The 16,845-nt window shown below is 58.3% G+C and carries 21 protein-coding genes; 4 read left to right on the top strand and 17 right to left on the bottom strand.

Translation table 11 applies throughout. The features are described 5' to 3' along the window. Positions 1 to 22 precede the first annotated feature (22 nt). From WC683_09710 to WC683_09725, 4 genes are all read left to right on the top strand, one after another. Positions 23 to 1,375 carry a DEAD/DEAH box helicase gene (locus tag WC683_09710; protein MFA4972878.1) on the top strand — a complete coding sequence of 451 codons (1,353 nt, stop codon included), beginning with the start codon at positions 23 to 25 and terminating at the stop codon, positions 1,373 to 1,375. Further along, positions 1,366 to 2,358 (top strand): site-specific DNA-methyltransferase, encoded by a 993-nt coding sequence (locus tag WC683_09715; protein ID MFA4972879.1) that lies wholly within the window; start codon positions 1,366 to 1,368, stop codon positions 2,356 to 2,358. Before WC683_09710 ends, WC683_09715 begins: the two co-directional genes overlap by 10 nt. Next, positions 2,355 to 2,666, top strand: coding sequence for a nucleotide pyrophosphohydrolase (locus WC683_09720; GenBank protein ID MFA4972880.1), 312 nt, complete (start codon positions 2,355 to 2,357; stop codon positions 2,664 to 2,666). Before WC683_09715 ends, WC683_09720 begins: the two co-directional genes overlap by 4 nt. A 61-nt stretch (positions 2,667 to 2,727) precedes the next feature. After that, positions 2,728 to 3,063, top strand: a complete 336-nt coding sequence (locus WC683_09725; GenBank protein MFA4972881.1) for an HNH endonuclease — start codon at positions 2,728 to 2,730, stop codon at positions 3,061 to 3,063. A 54-nt stretch (positions 3,064 to 3,117) separates the two neighbouring features. Here the strand turns inward: WC683_09725 and WC683_09730 are convergent, their stop codons facing one another. The 17 genes from WC683_09730 to WC683_09810 form a co-directional block, all read right to left on the bottom strand. Then, positions 3,118 to 3,387: a hypothetical protein gene (locus WC683_09730; GenBank protein ID MFA4972882.1), complete on the bottom strand. Its 270-nt coding sequence runs from the start codon at positions 3,385 to 3,387 to the stop codon at positions 3,118 to 3,120. A gap of 61 nt (positions 3,388 to 3,448) precedes the next feature. Further along, complete coding sequence (locus WC683_09735) at positions 3,449 to 4,738, bottom strand: hypothetical protein (protein MFA4972883.1); 1,290 nt, start codon at positions 4,736 to 4,738, stop codon at positions 3,449 to 3,451. Next, positions 4,738 to 5,628, bottom strand: coding sequence for a peptidoglycan recognition family protein (locus WC683_09740; GenBank protein ID MFA4972884.1), 891 nt, complete (start codon positions 5,626 to 5,628; stop codon positions 4,738 to 4,740). Before WC683_09740 ends, WC683_09735 begins: the two co-directional genes overlap by 1 nt. After that, positions 5,625 to 5,975: a hypothetical protein gene (locus WC683_09745; protein ID MFA4972885.1), complete on the bottom strand. Its 351-nt coding sequence runs from the start codon at positions 5,973 to 5,975 to the stop codon at positions 5,625 to 5,627. Before WC683_09745 ends, WC683_09740 begins: the two co-directional genes overlap by 4 nt. Positions 5,976 to 6,021: 46 nt before the next feature. After that, positions 6,022 to 6,492: a hypothetical protein gene (locus tag WC683_09750; GenBank protein ID MFA4972886.1), complete on the bottom strand. Its 471-nt coding sequence runs from the start codon at positions 6,490 to 6,492 to the stop codon at positions 6,022 to 6,024. Next, positions 6,489 to 7,553, bottom strand: a complete 1,065-nt coding sequence (locus WC683_09755) for a hypothetical protein (GenBank protein MFA4972887.1) — start codon at positions 7,551 to 7,553, stop codon at positions 6,489 to 6,491. Before WC683_09755 ends, WC683_09750 begins: the two co-directional genes overlap by 4 nt. A 13-nt stretch (positions 7,554 to 7,566) precedes the next feature. Next, positions 7,567 to 9,972, bottom strand: a complete 2,406-nt coding sequence (locus WC683_09760) for a hypothetical protein (protein MFA4972888.1) — start codon at positions 9,970 to 9,972, stop codon at positions 7,567 to 7,569. Further along, positions 9,972 to 12,401, bottom strand: coding sequence for a tape measure protein (locus tag WC683_09765; protein ID MFA4972889.1), 2,430 nt, complete (start codon positions 12,399 to 12,401; stop codon positions 9,972 to 9,974). The genes WC683_09760 and WC683_09765 overlap by 1 nt, the downstream gene beginning before the upstream one ends. Further along, positions 12,383 to 12,637 (bottom strand): hypothetical protein, encoded by a 255-nt coding sequence (locus WC683_09770; GenBank protein ID MFA4972890.1) that lies wholly within the window; start codon positions 12,635 to 12,637, stop codon positions 12,383 to 12,385. Before WC683_09770 ends, WC683_09765 begins: the two co-directional genes overlap by 19 nt. Positions 12,638 to 12,699: 62 nt before the next feature. Further along, positions 12,700 to 13,041, bottom strand: coding sequence for a hypothetical protein (locus WC683_09775; protein MFA4972891.1), 342 nt, complete (start codon positions 13,039 to 13,041; stop codon positions 12,700 to 12,702). Between the two features lie 60 nt (positions 13,042 to 13,101). Then, entirely contained in the window at positions 13,102 to 13,821 is a 720-nt protein-coding gene (locus WC683_09780) for a hypothetical protein (GenBank protein MFA4972892.1), read from the bottom strand. A gap of 96 nt (positions 13,822 to 13,917) precedes the next feature. Beyond that, a complete protein-coding gene (locus WC683_09785) occupies positions 13,918 to 14,319 on the bottom strand; it encodes a DUF3168 domain-containing protein (protein MFA4972893.1) in 402 nt (133 codons plus the stop codon). Continuing rightward, entirely contained in the window at positions 14,316 to 14,699 is a 384-nt protein-coding gene (locus WC683_09790; GenBank protein ID MFA4972894.1) for an HK97-gp10 family putative phage morphogenesis protein, read from the bottom strand. The genes WC683_09785 and WC683_09790 overlap by 4 nt, the downstream gene beginning before the upstream one ends. Next, positions 14,699 to 14,893, bottom strand: coding sequence for a hypothetical protein (locus tag WC683_09795; GenBank protein ID MFA4972895.1), 195 nt, complete (start codon positions 14,891 to 14,893; stop codon positions 14,699 to 14,701). Before WC683_09795 ends, WC683_09790 begins: the two co-directional genes overlap by 1 nt. Before the next feature lie 7 nt (positions 14,894 to 14,900). Beyond that, entirely contained in the window at positions 14,901 to 15,260 is a 360-nt protein-coding gene (locus WC683_09800; GenBank protein MFA4972896.1) for a hypothetical protein, read from the bottom strand. Continuing rightward, on the bottom strand, positions 15,261 to 16,502 hold the full coding sequence (locus WC683_09805) for a hypothetical protein (protein ID MFA4972897.1): 1,242 nt from the start codon (positions 16,500 to 16,502) through the stop codon (positions 15,261 to 15,263). Further along, positions 16,502 to 16,845 (bottom strand): hypothetical protein (locus WC683_09810; GenBank protein MFA4972898.1); only part of this gene is annotated, 344 nt, incomplete at its 5' end. The genes WC683_09805 and WC683_09810, both read right to left, overlap by 1 nt.

Consider the following 16,845-nt stretch of genomic DNA (forward strand, 5'->3'; position numbering starts at 1 on the left):
CACCATAGAGAAGGAGGTTAAATTGGACTACCGGGATTTTATAGTCTCGAAGGCACAGGCCAACAACGATAGCGGGTTTCAGGTCGATGCAGAATCCCTTAACCCGATGCTCTTCGACTTCCAGCGGGAAACGGTAGCGTGGGCTTGTCGCAAGGGAAGGGCGGCGGTATTCGCCGACTGTGGCTTGGGCAAGACCCCCATACAGCTATCATGGGCTGAGTTGGTGCCGGGGAATGTATTGGTGCTAACCCCCCTGGCGGTGTCATATCAGACCATCAGAGAAGCGGAGAAGTTCGGCATAGAGGCCCACCGTTCTGGCGATGGCACGATTCACCCAATAACCATCACCAACTACGAGCGCCTTCATTACTTCTCACCTTCCGACTTCAGCGCCGTGGTATGCGATGAGTCCAGCATACTAAAGTCCTTCAACGGGAAGTACCGCCAGGAGATAACCACCTTCATGCGGAAACTGCCCTATCGGTTGTTATGCACCGCCACGGCTGCGCCCAATGACTATACCGAACTGGGGACCTCTTCTGAAGCGCTCGGATACCTTGGATATATGGATATGCTCAATCGCTTTTTTAAGAACGACCGTAATACCTCGGGCTTGGGTAGATGTTACGGCAAGGTGATGGATTGGAGGTTAAAGGGCCACGCCGAGATACCCTTCTGGCGGTGGGTGTGTTCCTGGGCGTTATCATTTAGGCGCCCGTCTGACCTCGGCTTTAACGATGATGACTTTATTTTAAAGCCCCTAATCGAAAACATCCATGTTGTTGAAACCCTCAAGCCCCCCGATGGGAGGCTATTCACCGTTGATGCCTTCGACCTGAGAGAACAACGGGATGAGAGGAAACGCAGTATCTCCGAGAGGTGTGAGAAGGTAGCGGAATTGGTGGACCATGATAAGCCCGCTCTAGTATGGTGCCACCTCAATGACGAGGGCAAGATGCTTAAAAACATTATCCCCGATGCGGTGGAGGTGAGCGGCGCCGATAGCGATGAATCCAAGGAAAGTAAACTATTGGACTTCGCTAGTGGTAATATCCGGGTCCTCATAACCAAGCCCAAGATAGGTGGGTGGGGGCTCAACTTCCAGCATTGTGCCCATGTCGTTTTATTCCCATCTCACAGCTTTGAACAGTATTACCAAGCGATTAGACGATGTTGGAGGTTTGGCCAAAAGGATACCGTTACCGTTGATGTGGTAACCACCAGTGGAGAGCGACGGGTACTTGAGAACCTGCAATCTAAATCCAGGGCTGCGGATGAGATGTTCTCAAGGCTGGTGGAGTTTATGAACGAGAGCAAGTCCATAAGGCGAGATGATGATTTCACGGAAAAGGAGGTTATCCCGGCATGGCTATAAGGGACCAGAAGATAACCGATAGATACGCCCTCTATTGCGGAGACTGTATGGAGGTCCTGCCTAAAATAACCGGGGACAAAATACACCTTTCGGTATATTCCCCGCCCTTTGGTGGACTCTACCACTACTCAAGCTCGGAGCGGGATCTGTCCAACTGCGATAGCTACGAGGACTTCTTTAACCACTATAGTTATATCCTGCGCGAACTCTACCGAGTGACGATGCCTGGCCGCATGACCGCCGTACATTGCGCCGACATCCCCACGGGGAACACGGGGAACGACAGTATGATTGACTTCACGGGTGATGTTATCCGAGCGCACGAGAAGGAAAAATGGCTATATGTCGCTAGATATGCGGTGTGGAAGGATGCCTTCACGGTAAGGAACCGAACGATGGCGAAGTGCCTCGCCCACAAACAGATCGTGGACGATGCTTCCAGGTGCAGCAATGCCGCCGCCGACTACCTGCTGGTGTTCCGCAAGCGCGGGGAGAACCCCGAACCGATAGCTCACCCGCGGGGCTTTACGGATTATGCCGGTGCGAGGAATGTCCCCGCAGAATTGTTGAAGTATAAGGGGTGGGATGGGAACCAGATAGAAAACCGCTACTCGCATTGGATATGGAGACAATACGCCGCAGCCTTTTGGGATGATATACGCCCCAATCATGTCCTGCCCTTCCGCGAATCGAGGGATGAGGAAGACGAGAAACACGTTCACCCCCTCCAACTCGACATCATCGAGAGGGTCATCATCCTTTGGAGCAACCCCGGCAACATCGTATTGACGCCGTTTATGGGGGTTGGTTCCGAGGTCTATGTGGCGAAGGAACTAGGGCGGCGGGGAATAGGGATAGAACTCAAACCATCCTATTACCGCCAAGCGTTAAAGAATATGGAACATGAAATAGAGAACCCCGCCCAGCTTTTCGATGATGTTGATGATGAGTTCGGGACGATAGCCGAGGGGATAACGATATGATATTTGAAACCAACATCATCCACTTCCGCAACGCCCGCGACTGGAAACAATACCATACCCCCCGTAACCTCGCAGCCTCTATCTGTATCGAGGCCGCTGAGTTGTTAGAACTCTACCAATGGGCGGAGGAAGCGGACAAAGAAAGGGTGGCGGAGGAGATCGCCGACATCTACATCTACCTCATCACCCTGGCGCATGATTTGAATATCTCAGTTGAGGGGGCGGTAGCCGACAAACTGGCGAAGAACGCGAAGAAGTACCCTGTTGATAAGTGCTACGGAAGGGCCGATAAGTACACTGAAATATAACCAGGGGGGTTGGTTTATGGGATCAAGGTATAAGCAGGTCTGTGGTTATAAGGGGCACCCGATGGCATATTCCAACGGAGTCATCTTAGAGCACCGCCTAGTAATGTCTGAACTGCTAGGGCGCAAGCTCGAACCCGGGGAACTAGTACACCATAAAGACACCAACCCATTTAACAATGATCCGAGCAACCTTGAATTATCAAGCAGGTCTGAGCATCCATCCATTCACGCTCGCGGTCGTACAATGATAAGGTTGGTCTGCGCGTACTGTGGTAAACCCTTTGACAAAGAATTGAGGAACTTCAAGGCGAAAAGCAAGCTGGGTCAGATCAACTTTTATTGTAACCGAACCTGTATGGGGAAGCGTCTCTGCTTGAACGCAAGGGAAAACAAATAAAAAAGGTCCCGCCCCCCGGGGGGTGAATCCGGGAAGCGGGAGGGGGGACAGTCTCTATAATTTACCCCGTGCTTCGTTGTAATAGCTGTGCAGACCACTTGAGCCGAGGGCCGGGATCACTACCGAGATGAGCACCTCAAGCCAGGAGAGGTCCCACTTTTGCCCTGCGTAGATAGCGACCCCCACCCCGAGGGCCAGGGCGATGAGGGGGATGTAGCGGCTCCCCCCATCGGCAAGCCACGGGATAGCCTGTTTCAGTATGGCTATCAGAAAAAAAATCGCCACCATGCAGGCTCCGATGAACTCGATGTAGTTGGCGTCCATGTTTCACCCCCTTTGCGGTTGGTCGGGAAAAAGGTCATGTGACTTTATTTAAGGACACGGGTCAGGCCGCCTCTTCCAGCAGCTCTATCTCCGTCCCCAACGTCTTGATGTGGTCTGGATGTACCATGAAGAACTGCTGCGCCGGCGTGGAGGACATGCCCAGCTCGCGGAGGGCGAACTCGTCATCCGATACCAGGGTACCGTTGCTCACGATGCGGAAGTTGTTCCAGGGCATGATGAAGGGCACGTGCCAGTGACCATGTACCAGGCAATGCCAGGGACCACCCGGCATGCTCCCCTGCCACCTCATGCCCTTGGTGACGATATTATAGAAGGGTATGTTGAGGTAACCCCGGAGCTGGTTGCCGTGCAGGGCCAGGAAGCGCCAGCCGTAGATATCCACGTACTTCCACCAGTCCCACTCGATATACATGCCGAACCGCTTGACGAACTCGAAACGGCGGTAGATGTCCTGCGCGAGCACGTTGTCGAAATTGACCTCAAGGGGCGCGTACTTCCCCGTCCTGCCATGATTGCCGGGAATCGAGTGCTCCTCCACCAGGGGGAAGTATTCGAGGAAGGTCAGGTTTTGCCGGATGACGGCGGGGCTGGCCTCGTGGTAGATCTGCTCAAGGACATGCTTCTCGCTCTTCCACGCCTGGCCGGGGTAGATGTCCTGCCCCGATATCATATCCCCCAGGTCGATGATGACGAGTTTTTCTATGGGGATGGTCTCGGAGATGATGTCGCGGAAAAGGATGACTTTCTCGGTCAACATCTCTACGCGCCGATGGAATACGTCGAGGTTATAGGAGGGGGTGATGATGCCCGGGTGCCAGTCGGAGCGCAGGAGCACCATGGTCTCCTTGTCGCGCTTGCTCCTCCGCTTCACCGGCTGGGGCTTGATGTCCTTCTCGTTGACCCGCTTGACCGCATCGGCCAGAAGGTCCGCCAGTATCGCCGTCCTGCCCGTTCCCTCTCTCACCTGGCGCTCGTAGGCGATCAGGTCTCGTTGCTTTATGACCTCATCGGGGGTCAGCTCGGGCCGGTTCTGGTTTTTCCTGGCGTTGTGCCTGCGGGCGTTCTCCCTGCGGCACTCATCGGAGCAGAGCTTGAAGCGCCTGTTGGGGGCCTGCCATTTCTTGCCGCAGATAGGGCAGGTCACATCGAACAGGGGCCGCTTCTTTTGCTTCGTCCTGTACTGGTCTTTACAGGTGTCGCCGCAGTATTTCTTGATGCCGGTCTGGGGCGGGAGCTTAAAGACCTTGCCGCAGTTCAAGCACCTGATGGGGGTGCCCGCCTTCGGCTTCTCTCCTAGCTCGATATACTCGTCCCAGGAGGGGGTTTTCATCACGCCCTCACAAACCCCCGGAAACAGGCCGAGTCATCGGGGAGCATGTGGAGGGATACCCAGTAGTCACCGGAATCGCGGGTACCGAAAACCAGTTCAGACAGTCGCCGTATCGAACCAGCGTACGCGCCCAACTCCCAGACCTCGGGGCCGAACACGTTGCCCGTACTCACGTCCGCCGCAAACGCCATGACCTTACATTTCGCGCCATGGTTCGCCCGGGCGTGGAGGTAGTCGCTGCCCGCCGCAAAGGCCGTCCATACGTCCACCTCATTGTCGGCGAGTATCCCCTGACCTTTCTCCTGCAGCGACTGCTTCTCAAAATCTATCACGTCATCATCCCCTTCCTTTTCCGGCTGCACCGTCGCCATCGTTTTTCGGAGCACGGGCAGCCAGTCGTAAAGCATCTCGCCGGGGCACTCATTACCCCGGTTGCGGTCGTCGCAGATGAAGCAGTCCCGGTGGCCCCAGTAAAGGTCAGGCGATATGTGAAGCTCGTTCCTAGCCTCTAAGCCGAGATGCACCAGGGTATTAAGAGCCTCCACGGTGGGCAGCTCATCGGTGAAGTCGCCCGCGATACACGCGCCGAACCCACGCTGGTTGCAGCCGTAAGCCGCACCGTTGTTCACCCACCACCCACCTTGCCGTCCCTCGTAGGCCCGCCCGCTGGGGAAGATGACGGCGCCGTAGTAGATGTCCGCGCCCGTCCCTTGGTGGTATGCCTGCCATCCCCTCATGGCCGCTATCTCCTCCGCCGCCGTGGGCCAGTATCCTTTACTGCCCGAGTGGTGGACGATGAACAGGTCTTTGTAGTTGACGCGGATAACGGGATAGTCGGGAGGCGACGCTCCCCACGCTTCCCTCGGTATGAGCATGGATGCTTTACTCACGGCTTTCTCCTGTAGTCGCCGTTGATGTCGAACTCATCGCAGACGCGGTCGAGTATGCTGGCTATCCTCTCCTGGGATTCCTCCATCCTCTCCATCGCCGTCTCGAAGTGTTCCATGTGGTTTATGATTATCTGGTCCCTGCCGCTCATCGACTGCTCTATCTCCACCAGCGTCCCCGAGATGTCGTCCGCCATCTCCTTGATGGTGGCGGAGTCCTCGCGGGAGCGGTCGAGGACGGCCTTGGTCAAAGTGTCGGCGCGGGAGATTATGGCTCGAAGGAGAAAGTAGCAGAAGAGGATTATCGCCGCCGCCGCCGTTATCTCTTTTATCCAACCGTACTCGCTCATCGCTTCCTCCAATAGTAGATTGTGGTCCCCCACGCCAGCGCCCACGTCATGGCTTCCTCCGCACCATTATCTTGAAGTAGCTGTACATCTCCGCCCCCACTAAAGTGAGGGTGATGTTGGAAACGTAGTATTTACAGGTGAAGGTGTAGGCCGTGCCGCCCACAAGCTCGCGGGGGGTGGTACTCCACTCGTATATCTCCACCGTGTCCTTGTGGTCCATCTTCCAGGTCATGTAGCTTATCGAGCTGGCCCCCTGGTAAATGGAGAACTGCACCGGCTCATACTGTGTCGTGTGATAGGCGGCTATCTTCGCCGTGACCTCCGCCACCGCATCGACCGGGGGTGTGTATGCGAGCGACATGGACTTTACCCCGTCGGTGACGGTCGTCCAGGCGTCCAGGGTCGTGAGGTTTGATGTGGGGTTGGTATCGCACACCACGAAGCCCCTGTGGATGAGCGCCCCCGGCTGGTAGTAGTTGAGCCTCGCGTGGTTGCCTACGGGTTCAAACCTTCTCACTTCCGCACCCCCGCGAGTTGTCTCTCCATCGAGTACGGTAGCCTGCCGGGGCTGATGTCTATGGTCTGCGCGTCATGGTTGTACTTCACCGACCGTATCTCCCATGTATCGACCTCGTTCGAGACGTACACCTCAGACGGTGATGCCTTCGCGCTCACCAATCCCGCTATGTGGATGACCTGCCCGGGGAACACCTCGGATATCGGGACTTCCGCCCCGCCGAGTGACCACACCTTGGATACGGTGACCCCACCCGTAGCACCGAGAACTTTGTGGCGGTTCAGCGAGGCGAGTGCCGCCGTCAACGCCTGCGCCCCGCTCATATTGTCCGAGTAGGACTCGATGAGGTTGGTTATCGGGTAGGCAGTATCCGTGTCGGCCTGGAAGCTCCTCTGCACCACACCATCATCATCGCGGTAGGAGTAGCAGACGAGGTTTGAAAACTCCTCAAGGTCTGTCCTGAGTGACCCGGTGCAGTATTCGGTGGAGGTCTCAAGCGTGGCGGCTGTCTCTTTGGGGACGAAGTACAGGGCTTTGTTGCGGACGTAGAAGTTGTAGATGTCCTGGTTGTACTCTATGATGCGGTCGAGCGCATCTCGCATATACGACCACGGCACAAGCTCCAAGATGCCGGGGATGGTGTAGTCCCCCGTGTCCACCTTGCCCTCGCTTATCCAATCGATGACCTCGTCGTGGTCTAGGATGTGGTCGTTTATGTAAGTCGAGCCTTTCTCGTTCGAGAGGTTGGCGGCGACTACCAGTTGGTTAAACTTGCTGACGTATCCCACACAGTCCACCCGTATCCCCGAGGAGTCCCCCCAGTACCTTTCCATGCCGTAGATGTAACCGCTCCACACGTTCACGGCGCGGTCGTTATATACCTCGACTTGGTTATAGACGTCCGCCCACCTGTGGGGATAGTGGTACTCCGTGGGGACGTCGAAGGTGCAGGATATCATGCCCCCCGGTATCTCACTTGAGAAGGTGAGCCCCATGTACTCGTTACCCTCCCAGGAGACGAACCGTTTGGAGCCGTGAGGGTCTAGGATTTCTATGTTCACGGAAGGTTCTCCCCTATGGTGCGAGTAGGAATCGTGGACGGTACTTTATGCTGACGTCCGCGAGGAACACCCCCGCCTCGTTATACAAATACTGGGAGCGCATGAGGATGGCGAGGTTGCTGCCTTCTTGTGGGTCGAGGTGGAACCTGCGGGAGACGGACGCCCCCGAGAACCAAGCGGCTTTGTCGATACTCCCGTCATCAGACATCATTACCCCCGGCATCTCACTCTGGCAGTCGATGATGTAGTGGAGGTTCGTCTCCGCACCGGGGATAGCGCAGTAGCCGTTGTCGATGGGTAGTAAAACCAGGTCATCTAACGACATCGGCGTTGAGCCTGAGTCCAGTCCCTCTATGTCCATGCTGAACTCCTGGTCGAACAGGGTGATGTCGGCGTTGTCGGATATTCGGACATTGGGTATCTCAAATGCAGCGGGAGCGTCCACATACCTCCACACGTTGTAAACCGCTATCTCTTGCGCCGAGGCTATCCCCTCTAGCGGCGTGATGTCGCTGGCTCCGTCCGAGAGGTTCCCCTGCAAGCCGAACTCAAGGTCTGACTCCGAGGCGGCGAGCTTCATGTGACAGAAGGGCTTGACGAAGCCGTTGATGGTATCAAGGTCGAAGGAGGTGGTGAGGACGTTCGGGGCGGAGGCGGGACGCATACGTATGTGGTCGAGGTAGACGGCGTCATAAAAATATCGCCAAGGTTGCTCAAATGGATGTATGGCCCTCCCCGACATCGAGAACTTAACTTTTACAAAGACCGTCCCCGCAGGCCAGTCGAGGGAATCTATGGCAATCGTTTCCTTGCGGTAATTCCAGACTGCGATATCGGTGTCGAAGACCGTCAGGCGGTCGGGGGCAGTAGCACCGTGTCCAGCGTCATAACAAAACACCTCCACGAGAAGCCTTCCGTATCCCGCTGTTTGATAGAGCTTATACCAGAATGAAAGTACATAATCCGCCACGCCCATGCCGTTCACGGCCTCTTCTTCGGAGAGGATGGTGTTCGTGCGAGTAGTGGTGAAATCAGCCACGCCGCTCCATAGGGCATAGTCCCCATATTTCGCATCGGTGACGGCGAAGATGTACCCGTTGGTGTCCCTTGCCTCCGTCCATCCCGTGAAGTTGGGGAGGATGGCAGAACCTGTCCAGTCCTCGAAACCGCCGTACCAAGCCGCCCCGGACATCAGTATCTCATCCGAGAGAACCTGCGTCCTGTAATCGTTCTGGTTAGCCAGCCACCCATATGCCACCGTCCCCGATGCCGCCGCACCGTAGGGGACGAAGTCGTCACTATAATTCTTGCGCCCCCCGATGTATATCCCCATCGTCTGGTCGAGGCCGTCCTCCAGCTTGTTTATGTAGATATCACAAGGGGCAGGGACATCGCCCGAGACGGCGGTGGAGGGGATGCAGATACCGAGGGGGTTGGAGAGGACATGACCCGAGAGGTACTCGGAGCAGGTGAAGATAATGGCGTCGACGTAGTAGACCTCATCGTCCCCGGCGTTGTCGCCGTTGCACCTGAAGCGGATTTTGCACTTGGCTGCGTCTGCATCCCAGTCGTTCCCGCCCGTGCCGTCGGGGTACATGATATCGGTGAAAGAATACCAGTTGTCCAGGGCGGTGACGGTGGGGGTAAAGGTGTTAGTCGTGCCGATGACGTTCCCCGCGTCATACTGGTCTATCTCGCAGGTGAGCTTGTCGAGCGTCCCCGACTCCTGGTTGTAGCAGAAGAATATACAATAATGCTTGTCCTTGTCGATGGTGATGTAGTCGGTGGTCTCAAGCTCCGCATCCGCATCTCGGGAGGTGAGGTTGACCGAGGCCAGACCCATGAGGAAGTCCCCCGCGTCGGTGTCCTGGGTGACATGGGCGTTGGCGTCTCCCTCGGTCTTCGTCCAGTCGGCTATGGGTTCACCTCCACCGCCTGCGGATTCCATGCCCCAGTTGGGTACGAGGTTGGAGACGGGGGAGATGGTCTGCTCGGCGCCCCATGCGAACGGGTCGGCCATGAGCGTGATGGTGAAGGGGTAGACGGTGAGCTGGTCGCGGTACGCCTTGGACAGGTAGGTCTGTGCCTCGGCGGTGTCGTAGGGGTAAGTGCGGTAATAGATGGGGCCGGTGGCCCCCTCGGGCTGCCACTTGAGGATGTTCTTCTTGGTGATCTCCGCTATGACCGCCCTCAGGTTATCGTCTAAGTCTGCTTTTGTCGCGCCCGTGACCTTGAGGGCCAGGTCGACGGGTATCAGCTCATATTTGCCGGTGATGTAGTTGCTGCCGTCGGCGGTGATATTTCCCGCCCATATGGAATTTCGGGAGGGGAGGGGGATATGGGTGCCGTCCTCCAGATAGGAGGAGATATCGAGCGAGGTGGCGAGCGCGGGGGTGACGAATTCGAGTGTGTTGGCCATCAGTGTGTCGCCTCCATCATCGCTGCCTCCTGTGTTTTACGCACCGCCCATGCCTCGAACTGCTGGGGGTCACGGACGCCAGGGAGGTTGAGGTTGGTGATGTTAAAGATGGCACCCCCGGGGACTTTGCCCGTGGCGTTTATGGTCTGCAGTACCGGGAGGGTCCTGGCGTTCACAGATGTGGCCCGGGTGACGTGCTCGCCCCTTTCCAGGATGGCCGGGACCTCGTTGGGGGCGAGATAGCCGGAATGAGCCCGGATAGTGGCGATGCCTCCTCCGTGCATGATGAGGCCGCCTTTGTGCGGTATCAAGGTGTCCGCTACATCTTCCCCGATGCTCTGCACAATACGCCGGATATAGAGGGGGTGGCCGTCAAGCCAGGCCTGCAGACCGCCTATCTCCGTGCGGGTTATACTACTCACTTCGCTCATGGCCGGGCCAGCGCCCTCGACCATGGTGGCTATGGCTGATTTTACTTCCCCGACGGTGAGGCCGGTCAGGCTGGCTATCGCCTGATAGTCCGCCTCGCTGAGCGTGCCCAGATCCCCCCCGACCTTGGCGACGTATTCGGTAAGTACCTTGCCGAATTCCTTGGCTTCCTCATCGGTCATATCCACAGTCTCGCGGATTTTGCCGATGGCCCCGTCGAGCATCCAGCCAAGAGTCTGAAGGATTTCAGGGGAGGCCCCTTCAAACTCTTCCAATATGGTCTTCGGGATATTGCCCCCTTCGGCCACCATATTGGCGCCGTGGGTCTTGAAGTTATCCTCCATCTGTTGCAGGTCGATTTCGGTCCCCTCGGCCACCAGGTCCATATATTTTTTATGGTCCTCGTAATAGGCGTTCACGTCTTCGATGTTGGTCTCGAGCGCTCCCCTCATGTGGTTTATGCGCTCATCGAGGTCGGCCATTTCCTCGTCGTTCAACCACCCCAGAGCCGCCATCTGTTCCTGGAAGATCTCCAGTTGGGCCAGGGTCTCCCGCCGCTCGGTGCGGGTCAGGTCCTCCCAAGCCGCCTCGATATTGTCGAGCGTTCCCTCCACCTCTTCGCCGGTTGTCTCCATGGTGGAAGCCCAGTATGCGACTCCCACGATGAGCGCTCCGCCGGCTACGAACATATTGCCGAGGCTCGCGGCTCCCGTGGCGGCGTCCCCGATACCCTTTGCCAGTTTCATGATCCCGCCGATTGCATCCGAGGCCCACGAGGCCAGCTTGATAGCGACGATGGCCCCCAGAGCTATTTGGAACAGTCCTGCGTTCACGGCCAACTCCGCTATGGGGGTGAGGATGGAGACAAAGAGGTCGAGGAGGGGGACGGCCAGCGGGACGATGCTTTCGAGCGTATCTAAAAGACCTTCGGCCAAGATCCCGGCTAACTCGGCCAGGGCATCGATGAGCCCGCTTGACTCTATCTGATCCATGACCTCGCCGAAGATATCAGAGATACGGCTGATGATCTCGGAGATCACTGGGGAAAACTCCTCGGCGATATCCCCTACCAGCCGTGCCACGTCCGCCAAGAGGGGGGAGAGAGATTCAAAAGCCTCCATACCCGCAGAGGCTATATCTGCAAACGCTATCGCCACTTCAGAGAGGGCGCCCTTAAAAGAGTCACCGCCCACAAACTCGATGAGGTCCTCCAGGTAGGGCTTCATGATCGGCATGATAGTGGAGCCGATATCCGCGAGCCCCGCCGACCAAGCGTCCTTTAAGTTGGAGACCATGCCCTCCCAGGTCTGGGACATCTTCTCCATCGCTCCGCCATAACGCTCGTTCCAGATGGCGGAGAGGGTGGAGGCGATCATCTCCTGGTTGTTCTTATCGACCAGCGCCTTCTGCTGCTGGCCGTTTTTATCGACGTAGTTGAAGGCTATCTGGCTGCCTTCGGTGGTGGCCTTGATGCCGAACTCTTTAAGCCTCTCGAACTCCCCCATGGTGGCGTCGGCCAGGGCTTCGACGGCATCGTTCACGTCTTTACCGAGGGCGGCGGCGGTATCACCCAGGACCCCCATGTAGTCCTCTGCGGCGAAGCCGTAAGCCTCCAGCTTGGTCGCCGCCTCCATGAGGCCCGAAAGCTCGAAGGGCGTCTTCTGCGCGAAATCCCGCAGCCATTCCAGCTTCTCGGTGGCGGTCTCGGCGGACCCGGTGACGGTCTCCAGGATGGCCGAGTAGCGCTCGACCTGCCCCGCGCCTTCCAGCATCCCCTTCCCGAGCAACACTATGCCGGTGCCCATGGCGGCGAAACCTACGGCGGCGGCCTTGGCGATATTGGCGAAGACACGCCCGTAATGGCGGTCCATATCGGTGCCGGACCGCTCTACCTTATTCTCGAAGTCCTCTATGTCCTTCTCCGGCTTCCGCAAGTCATCCGCCATGGAGGACTTGGCGCCGATGAGGACGAACAGTTTATCTACGGCGTCTCCGAACATGTAACCTCCCCACCGAGTAGGGCGTTAAGGGCGATGAACATCTGCTGCATCTCCTCCGGGGTCTGCTTGGCGGGCCTCTCAGTCGTCCACGGCATATAGCGGTCCATCCATTCCCCGAGTGTCGGGGGTGTTTCGCTGTAGATGGAGCTGAGGACCCAGGGGGTGAGGGCGGCCCGGACATCCTTTATGCGCTCGGCCTTGCGGTGATGCCCGGCCAGGGCGTCGAATTCCCGCATGGTAAGCGACCAGAATTCGTCCGGGGAAAGGCCGAGTTCGATTACCCCGACTGACCAGAGGGCTAGCCAGTCGGTCCGGTAGGGGTGGGCTCCCCGGCCTCCCCTTCGGCTCCCCCCTTGGGCTGGGATGCCCTGATGGTCTCGGCCATCTTCTCGATCACCGATGATGTGGCGACCATGAGTTCCCCGGCCTGCTCCAGGGTGATCTCGGGGTGATGTTTTCTCAGCATGCACCAGAAGAGCAGCCGGTCCTCGGTCGAGGTGGCCACGTAATCCGGGTCGTTCATCACCTCGTAGAAGTTCTTCCCGCTCTTTTCCTCGAACAGGCACTGGGCGTTGAGGTCGAGCCTCAGCTTGTAGGTCACCTCATCGATGGTCATCTCTGTGTCGCGCGGTGAGTACATTGTCCCCCCTTTAGGATAGGAGGGGCCGCCCGGGATGAGCGGCCCCTGTTCTGACCTGTCTTATGCGTTCTGGATATGGAGCGTGTAGACGACGGCCACCTTACCGGCCTCCTGGACGGTCAGGGTGTCGGTATGGAAGCTGGCGTCATCGATGGCGATCTCGCTGGAGTCCACCGTCGAGGTCAGCGTCTGCGAACCGCCGTTGCCGTCTACCAGGGTGCAGGTACCAGCCGCGAAGGTGGCGTTGACGTGATAGGTGACGGCTGCCGCAGCGGTGACCACTACGTACTCGCGGGTGCCGGCGGCGAAGACCGGGAAGAGCGTGGCCGCTCCGACATCGTCCGTCACGGTTAGGACGGTGATGTTGTTGGAGGCAGTCAGCGCGAGCACCGGCTTGCCCGTGATGGAGAGGCTCGCCGAGAAGGGCACCTTGCCGTTGATCGGGAAGTCGCCGATCTTGCACTCCTCCACGTAAGCCGTGAAGGTGAAGGTGGTGGCGAAGGCCGCAGGGAGGGTTATCACGAATACCCCCGTGCCCCTCGTGAGCTGCAGGGCCTGCAGGGCTATCTGCCCCGTGGCATCGGTCGGCAGGAAGTTGCCCGAGATGGGCACCGCCCCAGCATCGAGCATCCCGGCCACCCTCTCGCGAAATGCGTTAGCCGATGCGTGGTGAGACACATCGGCCATCTCTGTCCGCACGCTCACGCCGCCGATATTCTCCAGCTCGGCGATGGTGTCACCGTTGATCTTTATGGTCGTTCCGAAAGCATGGGCTCCCATTTCTATCTATCCTCCTTCAAATAAAAAGGCCGCCTTCTGCGGCCTACGTCCGGGCCTTGAAGCCCTATATGTCAAAGCCTGTATAGCTCTTGTTTTTTAAGCCTCCGTGTGGGTGATGAGGAAGTCACAGGCCACCTGTTGCAGCTCTGCCTCATCGTCCCCCAGATCCACCATGTTCATGCAGAAGCAGGCCTCTATGGTCTCCGTCCCCATGGCCCCGGTGTAGCAGTCCAGCGCCTGGCGGAGGTCCTCGGCTAACTGCTTCGCTCCGAGATAGCCCGTTCCCCCGGCCCTCTTCTCCAGCGCCCAGCACGAGATCTGAAAGCGCGAATCGCTCTTACCCACCGGGCCGTCGTGGGTTGGCCAGGGGAGGCCCGATATGCGGGTGACGGTCAGCGCCGGGAAGGTGGGTTCCTGGGGCAGCTTGCGGGGATGGACCCTGCCCCCCACGGCGGCGATGTTGGCGACAAGCCAGGTGTGCAGCTCGGTTTCTATCACAGCAGCTTCTCCAATGCCCTCTTTATCTCCCGCTTGACCTCGGCCTTATTCTCGTCTAAGGCTGGCCTCAAGTAGGCATGGGGCCCCTGGTTATACTTGCGGCCCCGGGAATCCGTGCCCCTGAAACCAAACTCCATGCGGCGGGCGTACTCCACGTCGGTCCCCACCCGGACTACCGCCTCGTCCTTGCCCGAACTCTCGGACTCGATATGGATGGAACTGCGGAGGTTGCCCGTCTTATAGGGTGCCTTTCTCTTAGCCGAGTTCATCACCTTCATGGCCCCGACGGTGACGGCGGCCTCCATCTTCGTATTGGCGCTATCCACTATCTTCTGGAACTTCTTTGAAAGGCCATCCGCGCCTTCGAGCTTCATCCCCATTACTTCGCCTTCTTCTTCGCTGCCTTCTTCGCCGGTTTCTTCGCGGGCGGCTTCGGCGGTTTTTCCTCTGCAGGTTTCTGCGGGGTGGGCCTGGTGGCTATCTCGGCCACGCCCATCCCGATATAGGCCTGGGCCAGCCACTTCGCCATCTTCACCTCTTCGCCCTTCTCGTAGCCCATGCCGTCGATGTACATGTTTTCCTTAAACCTTATCTTCAGCAATCAGCTCACCCCCCTCCGGGAACCAGCACCGCCTCTGCTTCTCTGTCAGTAGGTTGTATTTCTCTACGACCGCCCTGGCCGCGTCCAGTTTGGCCTGCGGTATGGGGGCGGGTTCTAAGGCGTCCATCGTTTCTACAACTGGTGTACGGATTGATGCAGGCTCCCCCGGCTTTTCCTCTACCTCCGGGGCCAGCAGGTCGGTCAGCAGCATGGAGAAGATGCCGGTCTCGTCCGGCTCCTGGTTGATGTGTTGGGTGAAGCAGGGGTTGCCTTTGTCGTCTTCCCCCCATACCCCCACCGTCGGGCCTATCTGCTCTACGCGGGTTATGCGGATTTCCATCTACGCCACCCTCCTTGCCCTCGGCGGTGGGGCTTGCAGGGTGCTGTAGTACTCACACTCCTCATCCCCCCATGCCACGCCCCTGTAGGTGAAGGGGAGGATGAGGCCGTTGAGGGGGTCTAACCCTGCGCCACGGTTGCCGAAGTATATTGTTGCCGCTGCTGCTCCCATTAGCCCCGAACCCGCACCTGCATTTTGCGTGGTGAAAGCCGTCCCACCCAGATATGCGAGCATATTTCCCGCAGCATCCCTTGAAGCAGCAATAACCTTCATTGTCCCAGCGGGCCAATCGGTGGCATCAACCGCTTCCGTACATCCCCTTACCGCACCCGCCGCATCATAGATATTGAAGTTTAGGACATTAGTGTTGGTCTTGCGGATGAACATCGAGTTAGCGGCGGCAGGGTTGCCCATCGAAAACAGGAAACGCGTCACCCCGTCATTCCCCGCCCACGGTGTCCACACGAAGAAAAGGAAGCTCACAGGCTCCCCAGCGGTAAAGGGCGTGGGGAACGTACAGGAGGTTGCCACACACTCGGATTCCTCGAACATGGGAACCGTACTGCCCGCCACCGTGATAACCGCATCCACGAGGAAGGTGTCACCCACTTGACCATCGGTGAGAAGAATCGAGCGGTCGCGGGAGGTGGTGTCGCCAGCCGCGAAGGTCTTGGTGACGTACACCAGTTGCCAGTTGCCCGTAGCAGGAAAGTCTGTGGGTGTCGCCCCCGATGTGTCGCCGATGAGGCTTGCCCGTATCGTCCTTCCCGCCGTGGCCTTGACCATCGCGGCGGTGGTGTACTGCGTAGAAGCGGCTGTTACCGCCATGAGGTCGGTGTCGAAGGTCGGAGCCGGGGCATTGACTATGAGGCGAAAACAACGGGAGCCGTGCCAGGAATCGGTAGCCATGACATCCATATGATGTACCCCGGTTGCCGTGTGCGTTCCCACCGTCCCGCCTTCTGCGCTGGGGTTGTCGGGGTCAAGGGCATAGTCCAGATTCGTCCATGCGGGGGCGGCGCGGTAGCCGAGGGTGGGGCAGGTCGAGGTGAGGCGTTGGAAGTCGTTGCGGTACTTGGCCTGACCTAGCAGGGTTGAGCCGCCCGCCATCGTAGCGTTGACGTTGGTCTGCGCGTTCAAGAATTGCCCCGCAGCGAAGTCGTTTATGGCTATGGGATACAGAGCCAGGGTGGGATCACGTTCGGCTATGAGCAAGCCGGAAGGGGAGGCATAGACACCCATTACGCGCTCTCCACCACCCGCACGTTATTACCGGCACCCGCCGCTATCCCGTACAGGTTGACCGCGCCGTAGAATACCTCGGAGCCGTTGGGGAGTATCGGATAGCCCGAGGTGGTGAGGACTCCCGTCGGCCCGACGTAGATGATCGCAGCCGAGTTGTTATACACCCGGAGTATGCGGCGGTTGGCCAGGGTGGCTACACCCACGGCCAGGAGGACCTCAGCGGCCCCCACGGTCACGGCCCCGGCGATTATGCCCGTCTCGCCCCGCTGGACCACGGACAGCTCACCAGCGGCATCTACCACGGCGCGGGCATCGGTCGTCCCGTCCTTTATCTCCACCG

It is taken from the genome of bacterium, assembly GCA_041648665.1.
Taxonomy (GTDB): Bacteria; UBA10199; UBA10199; order 2-02-FULL-44-16; family JAAZCA01; genus JAFGMW01.

Excerpts from the sequence above, each read along its gene's own strand:
- WC683_09790 (MFA4972894.1), bottom strand. The coding sequence starts at position 14,699 with ATGGGGATGAAGCTCGAAGGCGCGGATGGCCTTTCAAAGAAGTTCCAG.
- WC683_09805 (MFA4972897.1), bottom strand. The coding sequence starts at position 16,502 with ATGGGTGTCTATGCCTCCCCTTCCGGCTTGCTCATAGCCGAACGTGAT.
- WC683_09765 (MFA4972889.1), bottom strand. The coding sequence starts at position 12,401 with ATGTTCGGAGACGCCGTAGATAAACTGTTCGTCCTCATCGGCGCCAAG.
- WC683_09715 (MFA4972879.1), top strand. The coding sequence starts at position 1,366 with ATGGCTATAAGGGACCAGAAGATAACCGATAGATACGCCCTCTATTGC.
- WC683_09730 (MFA4972882.1), bottom strand. The coding sequence starts at position 3,387 with ATGGACGCCAACTACATCGAGTTCATCGGAGCCTGCATGGTGGCGATT.
- WC683_09735 (MFA4972883.1), bottom strand. The coding sequence starts at position 4,738 with ATGAAAACCCCCTCCTGGGACGAGTATATCGAGCTAGGAGAGAAGCCG.
- WC683_09770 (MFA4972890.1), bottom strand. The coding sequence starts at position 12,637 with ATGCGGGAATTCGACGCCCTGGCCGGGCATCACCGCAAGGCCGAGCGC.
- WC683_09725 (MFA4972881.1), top strand. The coding sequence starts at position 2,728 with ATGGCATATTCCAACGGAGTCATCTTAGAGCACCGCCTAGTAATGTCT.
- WC683_09775 (MFA4972891.1), bottom strand. The coding sequence starts at position 13,041 with ATGTACTCACCGCGCGACACAGAGATGACCATCGATGAGGTGACCTAC.
- WC683_09795 (MFA4972895.1), bottom strand. The coding sequence starts at position 14,893 with ATGTACATCGACGGCATGGGCTACGAGAAGGGCGAAGAGGTGAAGATG.
- WC683_09745 (MFA4972885.1), bottom strand. The coding sequence starts at position 5,975 with ATGAGCGAGTACGGTTGGATAAAAGAGATAACGGCGGCGGCGGCGATA.
- WC683_09760 (MFA4972888.1), bottom strand. The coding sequence starts at position 9,972 with ATGGCCAACACACTCGAATTCGTCACCCCCGCGCTCGCCACCTCGCTC.
- WC683_09780 (MFA4972892.1), bottom strand. The coding sequence starts at position 13,821 with ATGGGAGCCCATGCTTTCGGAACGACCATAAAGATCAACGGTGACACC.
- WC683_09800 (MFA4972896.1), bottom strand. The coding sequence starts at position 15,260 with ATGGAAATCCGCATAACCCGCGTAGAGCAGATAGGCCCGACGGTGGGG.
- WC683_09720 (MFA4972880.1), top strand. The coding sequence starts at position 2,355 with ATGATATTTGAAACCAACATCATCCACTTCCGCAACGCCCGCGACTGG.